We start from the raw sequence: 17,842 nt of genomic DNA, 5'->3' as shown, positions 1-17,842 counted from the left end.
CTCTAGGGGATCGATGACTGAGTATGGCCGGGGCCAAGGCTCCGAACCGTGGCATCCGGAGGACCCGTTGTACGGGGACGGCGGATGGGGAGGACAGCAGACCCACGCGGGCCGGCAGTCCCCTTACGACGGCCAGCCCCAGCACTATCCGCAGGCGCCGCAGTACGGCGAGTGGAGTCACGAGCAGCAGCCCGGGTACGAGGGACAGCAGCAGCCGTACCCGGACGGATCCGGTCAGCAGCAGTACGACCAGCGGTTCCACGGCCAGACCCAGCAGCAGTTCCACCAGGGCGGCTGGGACGCGACCGGCACCCACGGCCATGTGCCGTACGCCGCCGACCCCGGCGACCCGTACGGTCAGCAGCCCGTGGCCTACGGCGGGGAGCAGCCGGACTTCTACGGCACCGAGGACGCCTATCCGCCGCCGGTGCCGCCCGCCCGCAGGCGCCCCGATCCGGAGCCCGAGCCGGAGGCGGCGGCCGAGGAGGAGCACGCCGTCCTCGCCGGGGACGGCGAGGAGGACGACGAGGAGCACGAGCTCCAGGGCCGGCGGGAGCGGCGCGGCAAGGGCAAGAAGCCCGTCAAGAGCAAGAAGCGGCGCACCGGCTGCGCCTGCATGGTGGTCGTCCTGGTCTTCGGCGGCGGCCTCGGCGGAGTCGGTTACTTCGGCTACAAGTTCTACCAAAATCGTTTCGGCACGGCTCCGGACTTCGCGGGCGACGGCAACGGGGAGCAGGTCACCGTCGAGATTCCCAAGGGCGCAGGGGGCTGGGAGATCGGCCGCCGGCTGAAGGAGGCCGGGGTCGTCAAGAGCGCCGAGGCCTTCGTCCACGCCCAGACCAGCACCCCGGGTGCCGACGGAATCCAGGCCGGCGCGTACCTTCTGAAGAAGGAGATGTCCGCCGCCAGTGCCGTCCGGCTGATGATGGACCCGCGCAGCCAGAACAGTGTGGTCGTCACCCCGGGCGAGCGTAATTCGGGTGTCTACGCGGCCATCGACAAGAAACTCGAACTGTCCGCGGGCAGCACCAAGAAGGTCGCCGACAAGCAGTACAAGAGCCTCGGCCTGCCGGCCTGGGCGCGCAGCAGCAGCGAGGTCAAGGATCCGCTGGAGGGCTTCCTCTTCCCGGGCACCTATCCGGCCGCCAAGGGCATGAAGCCCGAGGCCATCCTGAAACAGATGGTCACCCAGGCCAAGCAGAAGTACGCCGCCTACGGCCTTACCGAAAAGGCCAAGGCGCTCGGCCTGGACAACGCGTTCCAGCTCGTCACGGTCGGGAGCCTGGTCCAGGCCGAGGGCAAGACCCACGAGGACTTCCGCAAGATGGCGGAGGTGGTCTACAACCGCCTGAAGCCCACCAACACCGAGACCAACCGGCTGCTGCAGTTCGACTCGACCTACAACTACCTCAAGGGCACCAGCAACATCCACATCTCCGAGAAGGAGATCAACAGCAACCCGAGCCCGTACAACACGTACCGCCACCCGGGACTTCCGCCCGGCCCGATCGGCAACCCCGGCGAGGACGCGCTGAAGGCGACGCTGAATCCGACGCACGACGGCTGGATCTATTTCGTGGCGACAGACGGTACGAACAACACCGAGTTCGCCAAGACCTATGCAGAATTCCTGGAACTCAAGGACAAGTTCAATGCCAACGCGGGCAACTGACGGCCGTCGTGCCGCCGTGCTCGGTTCGCCGATCGCCCACTCCCTCTCCCCGGTGCTGCACCGGGCCGCGTACGAGGCAGCCGGACTCACCGACTGGTCGTACGACAGCTTCGACGTCGACGAGGCCGCCCTGCCCGGCTTCCTGGACCGGCTCGGGCCGGAGTGGGCCGGGCTGTCGCTGACCATGCCGCTGAAGCGGGCGGTCATCCCGCTGCTGGACGAGATCAGCGACACCGCCGCCTCGGTCGACGCGGTCAACACGCTCGTCTTCACCGAGGACGGACGCCGGCGCGGCGACAACACCGACATCCCGGGCATGGTGGCCGCCCTGCGCGAGCACGGCATCGAGCAGGTCGACTCCGCCGCGATCCTCGGCGCCGGCGCCACGGCCTCCTCCGCGCTCGCCGCGCTGGCCCGGGTCTGCACCGGGGAGGTCGTCGCCTACGTCCGCAGCGAGGCCCGCGCCGCCGAGATGCGGCAGTGGGGCGAGCGGCTCGACGTGGACGTTCGTACGGCGGACTGGTCGGACGCGGCCGAGGCGCTGCGCGCCCCGCTGGTGATCGCCACCACGCCCGCCGGCACCACCGACGCCCTCGCCACCGCCGTACCCGAGCGCCCCGCCACCCTCTTCGACGTGCTCTACGACCCCTGGCCCACCGAGCTGGCGGCCCGCTGGTCCATGTTCGGCGGCGCCGTGGTCAGCGGCCTCGACCTGCTGGTCCACCAGGCCGTGCTCCAGTTCGAGCAGATGACCGGGCGCACCCCGGGCCCACTGGACGCCATGCGGCACGCAGGAGAGAAGGCGCTCGCGGCCCGCTGACCCCCGCGCACGCGTCCGCCTGCTGGACCGGCGGCCGGTTTCCGCCCCCGGACGTGGGAGGATCGGAGGTGGCGTACCGGGGTCGCGCACCCGGTCGCGCCGTCGCCGTACGCGAGGACGCGCGTGCGCAGGGCAGTACCGGGCGCGAGCACTGAGGAGCACCGTTGAGCAGGCTGCGTTGGCTGACCGCGGGGGAGTCCCACGGTCCCGCACTTGTCGCGACGCTGGAGGGTCTTCCCGCCGGCGTGCCGATCACCACGGACATGGTGGCGGACCACCTGGCGCGGCGGCGGCTCGGCTATGGCCGCGGTGCCCGCATGAAGTTCGAGCGGGACGAGGTCACCTTCCTGGGCGGTGTCCGGCACGGCCTGACCCTGGGCTCGCCGGTGGCGATCATGGTGGGCAACACCGAGTGGCCGAAGTGGGAACAGGTCATGGCGGCCGATCCGGTCGACCCCGAGGTGCTCGCGGGACTGGGCCGCAACGCGCCGCTGACCCGCCCCCGCCCGGGCCACGCCGACCTGGCGGGCATGCAGAAGTACGGCTTCGACGAGGCCCGGCCGATCCTGGAGCGCGCCTCGGCCCGGGAGACGGCGGCCCGCGTCGCGCTGGGCGCGGTCGCCCGGTCGTACCTGAAGGAGACCGCCGGCATCGAGATCGTCTCCCACGTGGTCGAGCTGTGCTCCGTGAAGGCCCCGCAGGGCGTCTACCCCACTCCGGCCGACGTCGAGAAGCTCGACGCGGACCCGGTGCGCTGCCTCGACGCCGACGCCTCGAAGGCGATGGTCGCCGAGATCGACCAGGCCCACAAGGACGGCGACACCCTGGGCGGCGTGGTCGAGGTGCTGGCCTACGACGTCCCGGTCGGCCTCGGTTCGCACGTGCACTGGGACCGCAAGCTGGACGCCCGCCTCGCCGGCGCGCTCATGGGCATCCAGGCGATCAAGGGCGTCGAGATCGGCGACGGCTTCGAGCTGGCCCGCGTGCCCGGCTCCCAGGCGCACGACGAGATCGTCAACACGCCGGAGGGCATCCGGCGCGTCTCCGGCCGCTCGGGCGGCACCGAGGGCGGCCTCAGCACGGGTGAGCTGCTGCGGGTGCGGGCCGCCATGAAGCCGATCGCCACCGTGCCGCGCGCGCTGAAGACGGTGGACGTCACCACCGGCGAGCCCGCCCAGGCCCACCACCAGCGCTCCGACGTCTCCGCCGTCCCGGCGGCCGGCATCGTCGCCGAGGCCATGGTGGCGCTCGTCCTCGCGGACGCGGTCGCCGAGAAGTTCGGCGGTGACTCCGTCCCGGAGACCCGCCGCAACGTCCGGTCGTACCTCGACAACCTGGCCATCCGGTGAGCGGTATGCCTGCGGTCGTGCTGGTCGGTCCGATGGGTGTGGGCAAGTCCACCGTCGGACAGCTGCTCGCCGAGCGCCTCGGCGTCGGCTACCGGGACACCGACGAGGACATCGTGGCGGCCGAGGGCCGCACGATCGCCGAGATTTTCGTGGACGAGGGAGAGGCCGCCTTCCGCGCGCTGGAGAAGGCCGCCGTGCGGACCGCGCTCGCCGAGCACCCGGGTGTCGTCGCGCTCGGCGGCGGGGCGGTCCTGGACCCCGACACCCGGGCGCTGCTGGCCGGGCACCGGGTGATCTACCTGTCGATGGAGGTCGAGGAGGCCGTCAGGCGCACCGGCCTGAACGTGGCCCGCCCGCTGCTCGCGGTCAACCCGCGCAAGCAGTGGCGGGAGCTGATGGAGGCCCGCCGGCACCTGTACGAGGAGGTCGCCACCGTCGTCGTGGCGACGGACGGCCGCACGCCCGAAGAGGTCACGCAGGCGGCATGGGACGCACTGGAGTTGAAGCAGGTATGAGCGAGGCACTCACCCGGATCCCGGTCGCCGGCACCGCGGGCACCGACCCGTACGAGGTGCTGGTGGGCCGGCAGCTGCTGGGCGAGCTGGCCGGGCTGATCGGGGACCAGGCCAAGCGGGTCGCCGTGATCCACCCGGAGGCGCTGGCCGAGACCGGTGAGGCGCTGCGCGCCGATCTGGCCGAGCAGGGCTACGAGGCCGTCGCCATCCAGGTGCCCAACGCCGAGGAGGCCAAGACCGCCGAGGTCGCCGCCTACTGCTGGAAGGCGCTCGGCCAGTGCGGTTTCACCCGCACCGACGCCATCGTCGGGGTCGGCGGCGGCTCGACCACGGACCTGGCCGGGTTCGTCGCGGCGACCTGGCTGCGCGGGGTGCGCTGGATCGCCGTCCCGACCACCGTGCTGGCCATGGTGGACGCGGCGGTCGGCGGCAAGACCGGCATCAACACCGCCGAGGGCAAGAACCTGGTCGGCTCCTTCCACCCGCCGGCCGGCGTGCTGTGCGATCTGGCGGCGCTGGACTCCCTCTCCGTGAACGACTACGTCTCCGGTCTGGCCGAGATCATCAAGGCGGGGTTCATCGCGGACCCGGCGATCCTGGACCTGATCGAGGCCGACCCCGAGGCCGCCCGCACCCCGGCGGGCCCGCACACGGCCGAGCTGATCGAGCGCTCGATCCGGGTCAAGGCTGAGGTCGTCTCCTCGGACCTGAAGGAGTCGGGCCTGCGGGAGATCCTCAACTACGGCCACACGCTCGGCCACGCCATCGAGAAGAACGAGCGGTACAAGTGGCGGCACGGAGCGGCCGTCGCGGTCGGCATGCACTTCGCCGCCGAACTGGGCCGGCTGGCGGGCCGGCTGGACGATGCGACGGCCGACCGCCACCGCACCGTCCTGGAGTCCGTCGGCCTGCCGCTGCACTACCGCTACGACCAGTGGCCCAAGCTGCTGGAGACGATGAAGGTCGACAAGAAGTCCCGTGGCGACATGCTGCGCTTCATCGTCCTGGACGGGCTGGCCAAGCCGACCGTCCTGGAGGGCCCGGACCCGGCCGTCCTCCTCGCCGCCTACGGCGAGGTCGGCCAGTAGGCCCGGGACCGCCCCGCACCCGCCCGGGCCGCTTGCCCGCGTCCGAACTCCCTCGCCCACCGGGCACTTCGGGCCGCCCCCGGCCGTTTCACCAAACGGCGGCCGGGGACGGTACCGTTCGGTAGCGAGCGGGGCCCGCCCCGCCGCCGGCACGCATCGCCTGTACGAGACGGAGTGGCAACGGATGCAGCACGCAGTGGGGTCTCCGCTGCCGCCGCCCCACCAGCCGGGGCAGGGACCGCACACCGGCTGGCCGCCGGCCGCACACCACCCGGGTGCGTACCCGGGCGCCTCCCAGGGGCCCGCCCCCGTGCCCCCGCCGCCTCCGGTGCCGGGCTTCCCGGTCCCGTCGGGCCCGGTGCCGCCCGCACCGCAGCAGCCCCCGGCTCCCTCCGGCCCGGTGCCGCCGGCCGCGCCCCCGCAGCAGCACACCTCCGGCCCGCCGGCCCCCGATACCACCGGGCACGTCCCCCTGCCACCCGGCGGCCCGGTCGGCGCGCCCGCGGCGCCGCCCGCCGCGGGCACGGCACCGGACGCGACGGCCACCACCCTCGCCGTCCTCCTCATCGGCCCGGCCGGCGCGGGCAAGACCAGCGTCGCCAAGTACTGGGCGGACCACCGCCGCGTCCCCACGGCCCACATCAGCCTCGACGACGTCCGCGAATGGGTCCGCTCGGGCTTCGCCGACCCCCAGTCGGGCTGGAACGACAACTCCGAGGCCCAGTACCGCCTGGCCCGCCGCACCTGCGGCTTCGCCGCCCGCAACTTCCTCGCCAACGGCATCTCCTGCATCCTGGACGACGCCGTCTTCCCGGACCGCCCGGTCGTGGGCCTCGGCGGCTGGAAGCGGCACGTGGGCCCCGGACTGCTTCCGGTGGTCCTCCTGCCGGGCCTGGACGTCGTCCTGGAGCGCAACGCCGAACGCACCGGGAACCGCCGTCTCACCGACGAGGAGGTGGCCCGCATCCACGGCCGCATGGCCGGCTGGTACGGCTCGGGCCTCCCGATCATCGACAACTCGCAGCTGGACGTCCCCGGCACGGCGCGTGTGCTGGACGAGGTCCTGGCCAGAGCGATCGCGAGCCCGCCGAGCTGGTGAACGGGCCGTGCGGCAGCGCCGTGAGGGGTGCGGGACCGGACCGGCGCGCGGCACCGGCGCGTGGGCGCGAGACGCCACCACGCGCCCACAGCCGGCCGCCGTCGGCACCACCCCCACCTGCCCCGCAACCCCACTCGGCCCCCACGAATCGGCACAATCGGCACAAAACTCCTACGCTCATCTCATGTCAGAGGTGTACGCGAACCGCCGATCCCGGCTGAGAGACCACGTCAACGCGGCCGGCACCGCGGCAGCGCTCGTCACCCGCCCGGCCAACGTCCGCTACCTCGCCGCCGCAGCCCCGCAGGGCGCCGTCCTGCTGCTCGGCAGACGCGAGGATCTCCTGGTCTGCGCCGGCCCGCCGGACGACCGCCCCCACGAAGGCAGGCCGGACGAGAACCTGCGCCTGCACGTCCTCGCGTCGAACGACGGCGACGCCGCCGTCGCGGCAGCCGGCCTCGCCGCCGGCCAGGACGCCGACTCCCTGGCGGTCGAGGAACACCACCTCACCGTCACCCGGCACCGGGCCATCGCCTCCGTCGCCCCGAAGCTCCGCCTCACCGACCTCGGCGGAGCCGTCGAGCAGCTCAGGGTGGTCAAGGACGAGGAGGAGATCTCCTGCCTGCGCATCGGCGCCGAGATCGCCGACCAGGCCCTCGGCGAGCTGCTGGAGTCCATCCTGGTCGGCCGCACCGAACGGCACCTCGCCCTGGAGCTGGAGCGGCGCCTGGTCGACCACGGCGCCGACGGACCGGCCTTCTCCACCTCGGTGGCCACCGGACCGCACGCCGGCCGCCGCGGCCACCGCCCCACCGACCGGCGCGTGGAGGAGGGCGACTTCCTCTCCGTCTGCCTGGGCGCCACCTATCGCGGCTACCGTTGCGAGATCGGCCGTACCTTCGTCATCGGCACCTCTCCCGCCGACTGGCAGATCCAGCTCTACGACCTCGTCTTCGCCGCTCAGCGCGCCGGACGCGAGGCCCTGGCGCCCGGTGCCGCCTGCCGTGACGTCGACCGTGCGGCCCGCCAGGTGCTGGACTCCGCGGGCTATGCGGAGGCCCTGCCACCGCTGACCGGCCACGGTGTCGGACTCGAAATCGACGAGGACCCGCAGTTGGCTCCCTCAGCCATGGGTAAACTGGACGCTTGCGTGCCGGTCACCGTCGAACCGGGGGTCCACCTCCCGGGCCGGGGCGGCGTCCGGATCGATGACACGCTCGTCGTGCGCCCCGAGGCGGACGGCGGACCCGAGCTACTCACCATCACGACCAAGGAGCTGCTCGCCCTCTAGGCAGGTGCGTGCGCCGGGGTCGTACGTCAGTCCAGGAGATTCCGCAACCGTGGCTTCCACGAACGACCTCAAGAACGGCATGGTGCTCAAGCTCGAAGGCGGCCAGCTCTGGTCCGTCGTCGAGTTCCAGCACGTCAAGCCCGGCAAGGGCCCGGCCTTCGTGCGCACCAAGCTCAAGAACGTGCTCTCCGGCAAGGTCGTCGACAAGACCTTCAACGCCGGTGTCAAGGTCGAGACGGCCACTGTCGACAAGCGCGACATGCAGTTCTCGTACATGGACGGCGAGTACTTCGTCTTCATGGACATGGAGACCTACGACCAGCTGCACATCGACCGGAAGGCCGTCGGCGACGCCGCGAACTTCCTGGTCGAGGGCTTCACCGCCACCGTCGCGCAGCACGAGGGCGAGGTTCTCTTCGTCGAGCTGCCCGCCGCCGTCGAGCTGACCATCGCCGAGACCGAGCCGGGCGTCCAGGGCGACCGCTCCACCGGTGGGACCAAGCCCGCCACCCTGGAGACCGGCCACCAGATCCAGGTCCCGCTCTTCATCACCACCGGTGAGAAGATCAAGGTCGACACCCGCAGCAGCGACTACCTCGGCCGGGTGAACAGCTAACCGTGGCTGCCCGCAACACGGCCCGCAAGCGCGCCTTCCAGATCCTCTTCGAGGGCGACCAGCGCGGCGCCGACGTCCTGACGGTCCTCGCGGACTGGATCCGGCTCTCCCGGTCCGACACCCGGCAGCCGCCGGTCAGCGAGTACACGATGCAGCTGGTCGAGGGCTACGCCGAGCACGCGAAGCGGATCGACGAGCTGATCGCCCAGTACGCGGTGGGCTGGACGCTCGACCGCATGCCGGTCGTGGACCGCAACATCCTGCGGCTGGGCGCGTACGAGCTGATCTGGGTCGACGAGACCCCGGACGCCGTCGTCCTGGACGAGATGGTGCAGCTGGCGAAGGAGTTCTCGACCGACGAGTCGCCCTCGTTCGTCAACGGACTGCTGGGCCGCCTGAAGGAGCTCAAGCCGTCCCTGCGCCGGGACGAGGCCTGACCGCCCCGTACGCGCCATCGTCGGAGGGCCCGCAGCACGTCGGTGCTGCGGGCCCTCCGACGTTCCTGCAGCGACCGCGGGAACGCCGCCGGGGTGGCCGGAACCGCATGGTTCCGGCCACCCCGGCGGCACGTTTCTGCTGAGGCTGTGGAGTGCTTACGCCTCTTCGTGGGTCGCGACCGCGCGGCGCGCGTCCGCGTCCAGGACGCCCCAGCTGATCAGCTGCTCGGTGAGGACCGAGGGGGACTGGTCGTAGATGACGGCGAGTGTGCGCAGGTCGTCCTGGCGGATGGAGAGCACCTTGCCGTTGTAGTCACCGCGCTGGGACTGGATCGTCGCCGCGTAGCGCTGCAGGGGGCCCGCCTTCTCGGCCGGCACGGTGGCCAGCCGCTCCAGGTCCAGGACCAGCTTCGGCGGCGGCTCGGCGGCGCCGCCCGGCGTGGTGCCCGGCAGGAGCTCCTGCACCGGAACGCCATAGAAATCGGCCAGCTCGGCCAGTCGCTGCACGGTCACGGCACGGTCGCCGCGCTCGTACGAACCGACCACCACGGCCTTCCAGCGCCCCTGGGACTTCTCCTCGACACCGTGGAGGGAAAGGCCCTGCTGGGTGCGGATGGCCCGGAGCTTGGCCCCGAGCTGTTTGGCGTATTCGCTGGACATATAGCTCCCCGGACACTGTGTCGACGCGACCGGACTGTCTTCCCGCCGCGCGGCTGGTAACTCACTGTGAGGTTACGCAGCGTGACTCTTGCGCGTCAAGCCGGATGGTCCACACCGACTCTTCCGTGGTAGTGGCGGCGCGTTGAGCCAAGTGGGTGAATGTGGGGTGGCGGACGGGTGCCGCGCGGGTGCCGGGGTGGTGCCCGGGGGGTGGCAAAGGCCCGCCGGGCGACCTGCTACGGTGGATGGCGCAATTCCGACGTCCTTTAAGGTCCGTCCCGTGAGGCGGAGAAGGAGGTCCGTTTCGTATGGACAAGCACGACTCGCCTGCACATCCGCAAGCGTCCGATGCCCGGCCCGTTCTCGAGGGCCCCGACATCGCGCGGGTGCTCACCCGCATCGCCCACGAGATCGTCGAGCGCGCCAAGGGCGCCGACGACGTGGTGCTCCTCGGCATTCCGACCCGGGGTGTCTTCCTCGCCCAGCGGCTCGCCGCCAAGCTGGAGCAGATCACCGACCGCAAGGTCCCGGTCGGCTCGCTCGACATCACCATGTACCGCGACGACCTGCGCATGCATCCCCCGCGCGCGCTGGCCCGCACCGAGATCCCCGGTGACGGCATCGACGGCCGGCTGGTCGTCCTCGTCGACGACGTGCTCTTCTCCGGCCGTACCATCCGTGCCGCCCTCGACGCCCTGAACGACATCGGGCGCCCGCGCGCGGTGCAGCTCGCGGTCCTGGTCGACCGCGGCCACCGCGAACTGCCCATCCGCGCCGACTACGTCGGCAAGAACCTCCCCACGTCGCTGCGGGAGACGGTCAAGGTCCAGCTCGCCGAGGAGGACGGTCGCGACACCGTGCTGCTCGGTGTGAAGACCGGCCAGTAGCAACCCGGGCGCCGGGCTGCTTCGGCATGCCCGCACACGCGCCGGTTTGCCGTACATCTCCTCATTGAACTGCCTTACGGAGCCTGACAGATGCAGCGTCATCTCATCTCGGCCGCCGACCTCACCCGCGACGACGCCGTCCTGATCCTCGACACCGCCGAGGAGATGGCCCGGGTGGCCGACCGGCCGATCAAGAAGCTGCCGACCCTGCGCGGCCGGACGATCGTCAACCTCTTCTTCGAGGACTCCACGCGGACGCGGATCTCCTTCGAGGCCGCCGAGAAGCGGCTGTCCGCGGACGTCATCAACTTCACCGCCAAGGGCTCGTCGGTGTCCAAGGGCGAGTCCCTGAAGGACACCGCGCAGACCCTGGAGGCCATGGGCGTCGACGCCGTTGTCATCCGGCACGGAGCCTCCGGAGCCCCGTACCGCCTCGCCAACTCGGGCTGGATCGACGCCGCCGTCATCAACGCCGGTGACGGCACCCACCAGCACCCCACCCAGGCCCTGCTGGACGCCTTCACCATGCGCCGCCGGCTGATCGGCCGGGACGCCGGGATCGGCCAGGACCTGTCCGGCAAGCGGATCACCATCGTCGGTGACGTCCTGCACAGCCGGGTCGCCCGCTCCAACGTCGACCTGCTGCACACGCTCGGCGCCGAGGTCACCCTGGTCGCCCCGCCCACCCTGGTGCCGGTCGGCGTCGAGTCCTGGCCGTGCGCGGTGTCGTACGACCTCGACAGCACGCTGCCCAAGTGCGACGCGGTGATGATGCTCCGCGTCCAGCGCGAGCGCATGAACGCGGCCTTCTTCCCCACCGAGCGCGAGTACGCGCGGCGCTACGGCCTCGACGGCGACCGCATGGCCAAGCTGCCCGAGCACGCCGTCGTCATGCACCCCGGCCCGATGGTCCGCGGCATGGAGATCACCGCCGAGGTCGCCGACTCCGACCGCTGCACCGCCGTCGAGCAGGTCGCCAACGGCGTCTCCATCCGGATGGCCGTCCTGTACCTGCTGCTGGGCGGAAACGAGCCTGCCGTCACCCACACCCGTACCGAGGAGAAGTAAGAACATGAGCAAGATCCTGATCCGCGGTGCGAAGGTGCTCGGCGGCGCGCCGCAGGACGTCCTGATCGACGGCGAGACCATCGCCGAGGTGGGCAGCGGCCTGTCCGCCGAGGGCGCCGAGGTGGTGGAGGCCGACGGCAAGGTGCTCCTCCCCGGCCTGGTCGACCTGCACACCCACCTGCGCGAACCCGGCCGCGAGGACTCCGAGACCGTCCTCACCGGCACCCGCGCCGCGGCGAGCGGCGGCTACACGGCCGTGTTCGCCATGGCCAACACCTTCCCGGTCGCCGACACCGCCGGTGTGGTCGAGCAGGTCTGGCGGCTCGGCAGGGAGCACGGCTACTGCGACGTACACCCCATCGGCGCAGTCACCGTCGGCCTGGAGGGCAGGAAGCTCGCCGAGCTGGGCGCCATGCACGAGTCCGCCGCCGGCGTCACCGTCTTCTCCGACGACGGCAAGTGCGTGGACGACGCCGTGATCATGCGCCGCGCGCTGGAGTACGTGAAGGCCTTCGGCGGTGTCGTCGCCCAGCACGCGCAGGAGCCGCGTCTCACCGAGGGCGCCCAGATGAACGAGGGCGTCGTCTCCGCCGAGCTGGGCCTGGGCGGCTGGCCGGCCGTCGCCGAGGAGTCGATCATCGCGCGGGACGTGCTGCTCGCCGACCACGTCGGCTCCCGCGTCCACATCTGCCACCTCTCGACCGCCGGCAGCGTCGAGATCGTCCGCTGGGCCAAGTCCCGCGGCATCGACGTCACCGCCGAGGTCACCCCGCACCACCTGCTCCTCACCGACGAGCTGGTGCGCACCTACAACCCCGTCTACAAGGTCAACCCGCCGCTGCGCACCGAGCGCGACGTGCTGGCCCTGCGCGAGGCGCTCGCCGACGGCACGATCGACATCGTCGCCACCGACCACGCCCCGCACCCGCACGAGGACAAGGACTGCGAGTGGGCCGCCGCCGCCATGGGCATGGTCGGCCTGGAGACCGCGTTGTCAGTGGTTCAGGAGACCATGGTCGACACGGGCCTGCTGGACTGGGCCGGCGTCGCCGACCGCATGTCCGTCAAGCCCGCGCGGATCGGACAGGCCACCGGGCACGGCCGTCCCGTCTCGGCTGGTGAGCCCGCCAACCTCACCCTGGTCGACACGGAATACCGTGGCCGGGTGGACCCCGCGGGCTTCGCCTCGCGCAGCCGCAACACCCCGTACGAGGGACGCGAGCTGCCGGGCCGTGTGACGCACACGTGGCTGCGGGGCAAGGCCACGCTCGTCGACGGGAAGCTCACGTGACACCTGTAATCCTGCTGGCCGAGGCCAAGAAGTCGGCCGAGGTCACCGACTGGGGGGCCCGCATCGGCTGGCTCGTCGGACTGGCCCTCTTCATCGCGCTGGTCTACTGGCTGATGCGCGAGGGCTGGAAGTGGCGCGGCACCCTCCAGGGCGACCTCCCGGCGCTCCCCACCGCGCCGGAGCAGCCCGGTGCGGCGAGACTGACGATGAGCGGCCGCTACCACGGCTCCACCACCGCCGGGCAGTGGCTGGACCGCATCGTGGCCCACGGCCTGGGCACCCGCAGCCGGGCCGAGCTCACCCTGACCGACGCGGGCCTGGAGGTCGAGCGCCCCGGAGCGACCGACTTCTTCGTCCCCACGGCCGCCCTGCGCGGCGCCCGCCTCGACAAGGGCATCGCCGGCAAGGTCCTCACCGAGGGCGGACTGCTGGTGGTGACCTGGGCACACGGCGACAAACTGATCGACTCCGGTTTCCGCTCCGACCGCGCGGCCGAGCACACCGAGTGGGTCGACACCCTGAACCAGATGACCAACGACACGGAAGGCGCACGATGACGACCTCCACCAGGGGAAGCTCCTCCCAGAGGAACCAGGCGCTTCCCGCCGTACTCGTCCTGGAGGACGGCCGCATCTTCCGCGGCCGCGCCTACGGGGCCGTGGGGGAGACCTTCGGCGAGGCCGTGTTCTCCACCGGCATGACCGGCTACCAGGAGACCCTCACCGACCCGTCGTACGACCGCCAGATCGTCGTCGCGACCGCCCCGCAGATCGGCAACACCGGCTGGAACGACGAGGACGACGAGTCGAGCCGCATCTGGGTCTCCGGCTACGTCGTGCGCGACCCCGCGCGCGTGCCGTCCAACTGGCGCGCCAAGCGCTCCCTGGACGACGAGCTGGAGCGGCAGGGCGTCGTCGGCATCTCCGGCATCGACACCCGGGCCCTGACCCGCCATCTGCGTGAGCGCGGCTCCATGCGCGCCGGCATCTTCTCCGGCACTGTGCTCGACAGCGCCTCCGAGGCCGAGCTGCTGGAGCGCGTGCAGGCCCAGCCGCACATGAAGGGCGCGAGCCTCTACGAGGAGGTCGCGACCAAGGAGGCGTACGTCGTCCCGGCGGTCGGCGAGAAGCGGTTCACGGTCGCCGCCATCGACCTCGGCATCAAGGGCATGACCCCGCACCGCATGGCCGAGCGCGGCATCGAGGTGCACGTCCTGCCCGCCACCGCCACGGCCGACGAGATCTACGCCGTCAACCCGGACGGTGTCTTCTTCTCCAACGGTCCCGGCGACCCGGCGACCGCCGACGGCCCGGTCGCGCTCATGACCGCCGTCCTGGAGCGCAGGACGCCCCTGTTCGGCATCTGCTTCGGCAACCAGATCCTCGGCCGCGCCCTCGGCTTCGGCACCTACAAGCTGAAGTACGGCCACCGGGGCATCAACCAGCCGGTCCAGGACCGTACGACCGGCAAGGTCGAGGTCACCGCGCACAACCACGGCTTCGCCGTGGACGCGCCGCTCGACAAGGTCAGCGAGACGAAGTTCGGCCGTGCCGAGGTCTCGCACGTCTGCCTGAACGACGACGTCGTGGAGGGCCTGCAGCTGCTCGACCAGCCGGCCTTCTCCGTCCAGTACCACCCCGAAGCGGCAGCCGGCCCGCACGACGCCGCCTACCTCTTCGACCGCTTCGTTTCCCTGATGGAGGGCCAGCGTGCCTAAGCGCACCGATATCCAGTCCGTCCTGGTCATCGGCTCCGGCCCGATCGTCATCGGCCAGGCCGCCGAGTTCGACTACTCCGGCACCCAGGCGTGCCGCGTGCTCAAGGCCGAAGGCCTGCGCGTCATCCTCGTCAACTCCAACCCGGCGACGATCATGACCGACCCGGAGATCGCCGACGCCACCTACGTCGAGCCGATCACGCCCGAGTTCGTCGAGAAGATCATCGCCAAGGAGCGCCCCGACGCCCTGCTGCCCACCCTGGGCGGCCAGACGGCGCTGAACACCGCCATCTCGCTGCACGAGAACGGTGTCCTCGCCAAGTACGGCGTGGAGCTGATCGGCGCCAAGCCCGAGGCGATCCACAAGGGCGAGGACCGCGACCTGTTCAAGGACGTCGTGGAGGAGGTCCGCAGGAAGATCGGGCACGGCGAGTCCGCCCGCTCGGTCATCTGCCACTCCATGGACGACGTCCTCAAGGGCGTCGAGACCCTCGGCGGCTACCCGGTCGTCGTCCGCCCGTCCTTCACCATGGGAGGCGCCGGCTCCGGCTTCGCGCACGACGAGGAGGAGCTGCGCCGCATCGCCGGCCAGGGCCTCACGCTCTCCCCGACCACCGAGGTGCTCCTGGAGGAGTCCATCCTCGGCTGGAAGGAGTACGAGCTGGAGCTGATGCGCGACAAGCACGACAACGTCGTGGTCGTCTGCTCCATCGAGAACTTCGACCCGATGGGCGTGCACACCGGCGACTCGATCACCGTCGCCCCGGCGATGACGCTGACCGACCGCGAGTACCAGGTGCTGCGCGACGTCGGCATCGCGATCATCCGCGAGGTCGGCGTCGACACCGGCGGCTGCAACATCCAGTTCGCGGTGAACCCCGAGGACGGTCGCGTGATCGTCATCGAGATGAACCCGCGCGTGTCGCGGTCCTCCGCGCTGGCCTCCAAGGCGACTGGCTTCCCGATCGCCAAGATCGCCGCCAAGCTGGCCGTCGGCTACACGCTGGACGAGATCCCGAACGACATCACGCGGGAGACCCCGGCCTCCTTCGAGCCCACGCTCGACTACGTGGTCGTCAAGGCCCCGCGGTTCGCCTTCGAGAAGTTCCCGCAGGCCGACTCCACGCTGACCACCACCATGAAGTCGGTCGGCGAGGCCATGGCCATCGGCCGCAACTTCCCCGAGGCCTTCCAGAAGGCGCTGCGCTCGCTGGAGAAGAAGGGCAGCCAGTTCACCTTCGTCGGCGAGCCGGGCGACAAGGACACCCTGCTGCGCGAGGCCGTACGGCCCACCGACGGCCGGATCAACACGGTCATGCAGGCCATCCGCGCGGGCGCCACCCCGGAGGAGGTCTTCGAGTACACGAAGATCGACCCGTGGTTCGTCGACCAGCTCTTCCTGATCAAGGAGATCGCGGACGAGCTGGCCGGGGCGCCCGAGCTGACCCGCGAGCTGCTCGCCGAGGCCAAGCGGCACGGCTTCTCCGACCAGCAGATCGCCGAGATCCGTGGCCTGCGCGAGGACGTCGTCCGCGAGGTCCGGCACGCGCTCGGCATCCGCCCGGTCTACAAGACGGTCGACACCTGCGCCGCCGAGTTCGCCGCGAAGACGCCGTACTTCTACTCCTCCTACGACGAGGAGACCGAGGTCGCCCGGCGTGAGAAGCCCGCGGTGCTCATCCTGGGCTCCGGCCCGAACCGCATCGGCCAGGGCATCGAGTTCGACTACTCCTGCGTCCACGCCTCCTTCGCGCTGTCCGACGCCGGGTACGAGACCGTGATGGTCAACTGCAACCCGGAGACCGTCTCCACGGACTACGACACCTCCGACCGCCTGTACTTCGAGCCGCTGACGCTGGAAGACGTGCTGGAGATCGTCCACGCCGAGCAGCAGGCCGGCCCCCTCGCGGGCGTGATCGTGCAGCTGGGCGGCCAGACCCCGCTGGGTCTGTCGCAGGCCCTGAAGGACAACGGCGTGCCGATCGTCGGCACGTCCCCCGAGGCCATCCACGCGGCCGAGGACCGGGGCGCCTTCGGCCGGGTCCTCGCGGAGGCGGGCCTGCCGGCGCCCAAGCACGGCACGGCCACCACCTTCGAGGAGGCCAAGGCCATCGCCGACGAGATCGGCTACCCGGTCCTGGTCCGGCCGTCGTACGTCCTCGGCGGGCGCGGCATGGAGATCGTCTACGACGAGACCCGCCTCGCCTCCTACATCGCCGAGTCGACCGAGATCAGCCCCTCCCGGCCGGTCCTCGTCGACCGCTTCCTGGACGACGCGATCGAGATCGACGTCGACGCCCTCTACGACGGCGAGGAGCTGTACCTCGGCGGCGTCATGGAGCACATCGAGGAGGCCGGCATCCACTCCGGCGACTCGGCGTGCGCCCTGCCCCCGATCACCCTCGGCGGCTTCGACATCAAGCGGCTGCGGGCCTCCACGGAGGCCATCGCCAAGGGTGTCGGCGTGCGCGGCCTGATCAACATCCAGTTCGCGATGGCCGGCGACATCCTCTACGTCCTGGAGGCCAACCCGCGCGCCTCCCGTACGGTCCCCTTCACCTCCAAGGCGACCGCGGTGCCGCTCGCGAAGGCCGCCGCCCGCATCTCGCTGGGCGCGACCATCGCCGAGCTGCGCGCCGAGGGCCTGCTGCCGAAGGACGGCGACGGCGGCGAGCTGCCGCTGGACGCGCCGATCTCCGTCAAGGAGGCCGTCATGCCGTGGTCGCGTTTCCGCGACATCCACGGCCGCGGCGTGGACACCGTCCTCGGCCCGGAGATGCGCTCGACCGGCGAGGTCATGGGCATCGACTCCGTCTTCGGCACGGCGTACGCCAAGTCGCAGGCCGGTGCCTACGGCCCGCTGCCCACCAAGGGCCGCGCGTTCATCTCGGTCGCCAACCGCGACAAGCGCTCGATGATCTTCCCGGCGCGCGAGCTGGTCGCCCACGGCTTCGAGCTGCTCGCCACCTCCGGCACCGCCGAGGTCCTCAAGCGCAACGGCATCAACGCCACGGTCGTGCGCAAGCAGTCCGAGGGCACCGGCCCGAACGGCGAGCGGACCATCGTCCAGCTGATCCACGACGGCGAGGTCGACCTCATCGTCAACACCCCGTACGGCACCGGCGGCCGCCTCGACGGCTACGACATCCGTACGGCGGCGGTGGCCCGCTCCGTGCCCTGCCTGACGACCGTCCAGGCCCTCGCGGCGGCGGTCCAGGGCATCGACGCCCTCAACCACGGGGACGTGGGCGTCCGTTCGCTCCAGGAACACGCGGCCCACCTGACCGCGGCCCGCGACTAGCAGCCCCGAGGGGGACACCGGAAACGGTGTC

16 protein-coding genes are annotated in these 17,842 nt (G+C 71.3%); 15 read left to right on the top strand and 1 reads right to left on the bottom strand.

The annotated features are described in order from the left end of the window. Nucleotides 1–13: 13 nt before the first annotated feature. From mltG to nusB, 9 genes are all read left to right on the top strand, one after another. Nucleotides 14–1,672: an endolytic transglycosylase MltG gene (gene mltG / locus S1361_RS08280; RefSeq protein ID WP_243769121.1), complete on the top strand. Its 1,659-nt coding sequence runs from the start codon at nucleotides 14–16 to the stop codon at nucleotides 1,670–1,672. Then, nucleotides 1,653–2,492: a shikimate dehydrogenase gene (locus tag S1361_RS08275; protein ID WP_208031195.1), complete on the top strand. Its 840-nt coding sequence runs from the start codon at nucleotides 1,653–1,655 to the stop codon at nucleotides 2,490–2,492. The genes mltG and S1361_RS08275 overlap by 20 nt, the downstream gene beginning before the upstream one ends. A 164-nt stretch (nucleotides 2,493–2,656) precedes the next feature. Beyond that, nucleotides 2,657–3,841 carry a chorismate synthase gene (gene aroC / locus S1361_RS08270; protein ID WP_208031194.1) on the top strand — a complete coding sequence of 395 codons (1,185 nt, stop codon included), beginning with the start codon at nucleotides 2,657–2,659 and terminating at the stop codon, nucleotides 3,839–3,841. Nucleotides 3,842–3,846: 5 nt separating this feature from the next. Further along, on the top strand, nucleotides 3,847–4,356 hold the full coding sequence (locus S1361_RS08265) for a shikimate kinase (RefSeq protein ID WP_208031193.1): 510 nt from the start codon (nucleotides 3,847–3,849) through the stop codon (nucleotides 4,354–4,356). Continuing rightward, nucleotides 4,353–5,444 (top strand): 3-dehydroquinate synthase, encoded by a 1,092-nt coding sequence (aroB, locus tag S1361_RS08260; protein WP_208031192.1) that lies wholly within the window; start codon nucleotides 4,353–4,355, stop codon nucleotides 5,442–5,444. Before S1361_RS08265 ends, aroB begins: the two co-directional genes overlap by 4 nt. A gap of 184 nt (nucleotides 5,445–5,628) precedes the next feature. Further along, complete coding sequence (locus tag S1361_RS08255; RefSeq protein WP_208031191.1) at nucleotides 5,629–6,543, top strand: Pro-rich N-terminal domain-containing protein; 915 nt, start codon at nucleotides 5,629–5,631, stop codon at nucleotides 6,541–6,543. Between the two features lie 184 nt (nucleotides 6,544–6,727). Further along, entirely contained in the window at nucleotides 6,728–7,834 is a 1,107-nt protein-coding gene (locus S1361_RS08250; protein WP_208031190.1) for an aminopeptidase P family protein, read from the top strand. A gap of 49 nt (nucleotides 7,835–7,883) precedes the next feature. Beyond that, nucleotides 7,884–8,450: an elongation factor P gene (gene efp, locus S1361_RS08245; RefSeq protein ID WP_208031189.1), complete on the top strand. Its 567-nt coding sequence runs from the start codon at nucleotides 7,884–7,886 to the stop codon at nucleotides 8,448–8,450. A 2-nt stretch (nucleotides 8,451–8,452) separates the two neighbouring features. Further along, nucleotides 8,453–8,887 carry a transcription antitermination factor NusB gene (gene nusB, locus S1361_RS08240; RefSeq protein WP_014671525.1) on the top strand — a complete coding sequence of 145 codons (435 nt, stop codon included), beginning with the start codon at nucleotides 8,453–8,455 and terminating at the stop codon, nucleotides 8,885–8,887. Between the two features lie 156 nt (nucleotides 8,888–9,043). Here nusB and bldD read toward each other — a convergent pair whose 3' ends face one another. Further along, on the bottom strand, nucleotides 9,044–9,547 hold the full coding sequence (gene bldD, locus S1361_RS08235; RefSeq protein WP_014671524.1) for a transcriptional regulator BldD: 504 nt from the start codon (nucleotides 9,545–9,547) through the stop codon (nucleotides 9,044–9,046). A gap of 308 nt (nucleotides 9,548–9,855) precedes the next feature. On the opposite strand from bldD, the gene pyrR reads away from it, so the two are divergent. The 6 genes from pyrR to carB all read left to right on the top strand — a co-directional run bounded on the left by pyrR (nucleotide 9,856) and on the right by carB (nucleotide 17,811). Next, complete coding sequence (gene pyrR / locus S1361_RS08230) at nucleotides 9,856–10,434, top strand: bifunctional pyr operon transcriptional regulator/uracil phosphoribosyltransferase PyrR (protein ID WP_208031188.1); 579 nt, start codon at nucleotides 9,856–9,858, stop codon at nucleotides 10,432–10,434. Nucleotides 10,435–10,524: 90 nt separating this feature from the next. Further along, the gene (locus tag S1361_RS08225; RefSeq protein ID WP_208031187.1) at nucleotides 10,525–11,502 is read left to right on the top strand and encodes an aspartate carbamoyltransferase catalytic subunit; all 978 of its coding nucleotides are present in this window, start codon (nucleotides 10,525–10,527) and stop codon (nucleotides 11,500–11,502) included. A gap of 4 nt (nucleotides 11,503–11,506) precedes the next feature. Beyond that, the gene (locus S1361_RS08220; protein ID WP_208031186.1) at nucleotides 11,507–12,793 is read left to right on the top strand and encodes a dihydroorotase; all 1,287 of its coding nucleotides are present in this window, start codon (nucleotides 11,507–11,509) and stop codon (nucleotides 12,791–12,793) included. Beyond that, nucleotides 12,790–13,350 carry a PH-like domain-containing protein gene (locus tag S1361_RS08215; protein ID WP_208031185.1) on the top strand — a complete coding sequence of 187 codons (561 nt, stop codon included), beginning with the start codon at nucleotides 12,790–12,792 and terminating at the stop codon, nucleotides 13,348–13,350. Before S1361_RS08220 ends, S1361_RS08215 begins: the two co-directional genes overlap by 4 nt. Further along, nucleotides 13,347–14,510, top strand: coding sequence for a glutamine-hydrolyzing carbamoyl-phosphate synthase small subunit (gene carA, locus S1361_RS08210; protein WP_208031184.1), 1,164 nt, complete (start codon nucleotides 13,347–13,349; stop codon nucleotides 14,508–14,510). The genes S1361_RS08215 and carA overlap by 4 nt, the downstream gene beginning before the upstream one ends. Next, complete coding sequence (gene carB, locus S1361_RS08205; protein ID WP_208031183.1) at nucleotides 14,503–17,811, top strand: carbamoyl-phosphate synthase large subunit; 3,309 nt, start codon at nucleotides 14,503–14,505, stop codon at nucleotides 17,809–17,811. The genes carA and carB overlap by 8 nt, the downstream gene beginning before the upstream one ends. Nucleotides 17,812–17,842: the final 31 nt, after the last annotated feature.

This window comes from Streptomyces cyanogenus (genome assembly GCF_017526105.1).
Lineage (GTDB): Bacteria > Actinomycetota > Actinomycetes > Streptomycetales > Streptomycetaceae > Streptomyces > Streptomyces cyanogenus.
The sequence above is the reverse complement of the archived record's forward strand: the minus strand, read 5'-3'. Positions and strand labels throughout refer to the sequence as shown.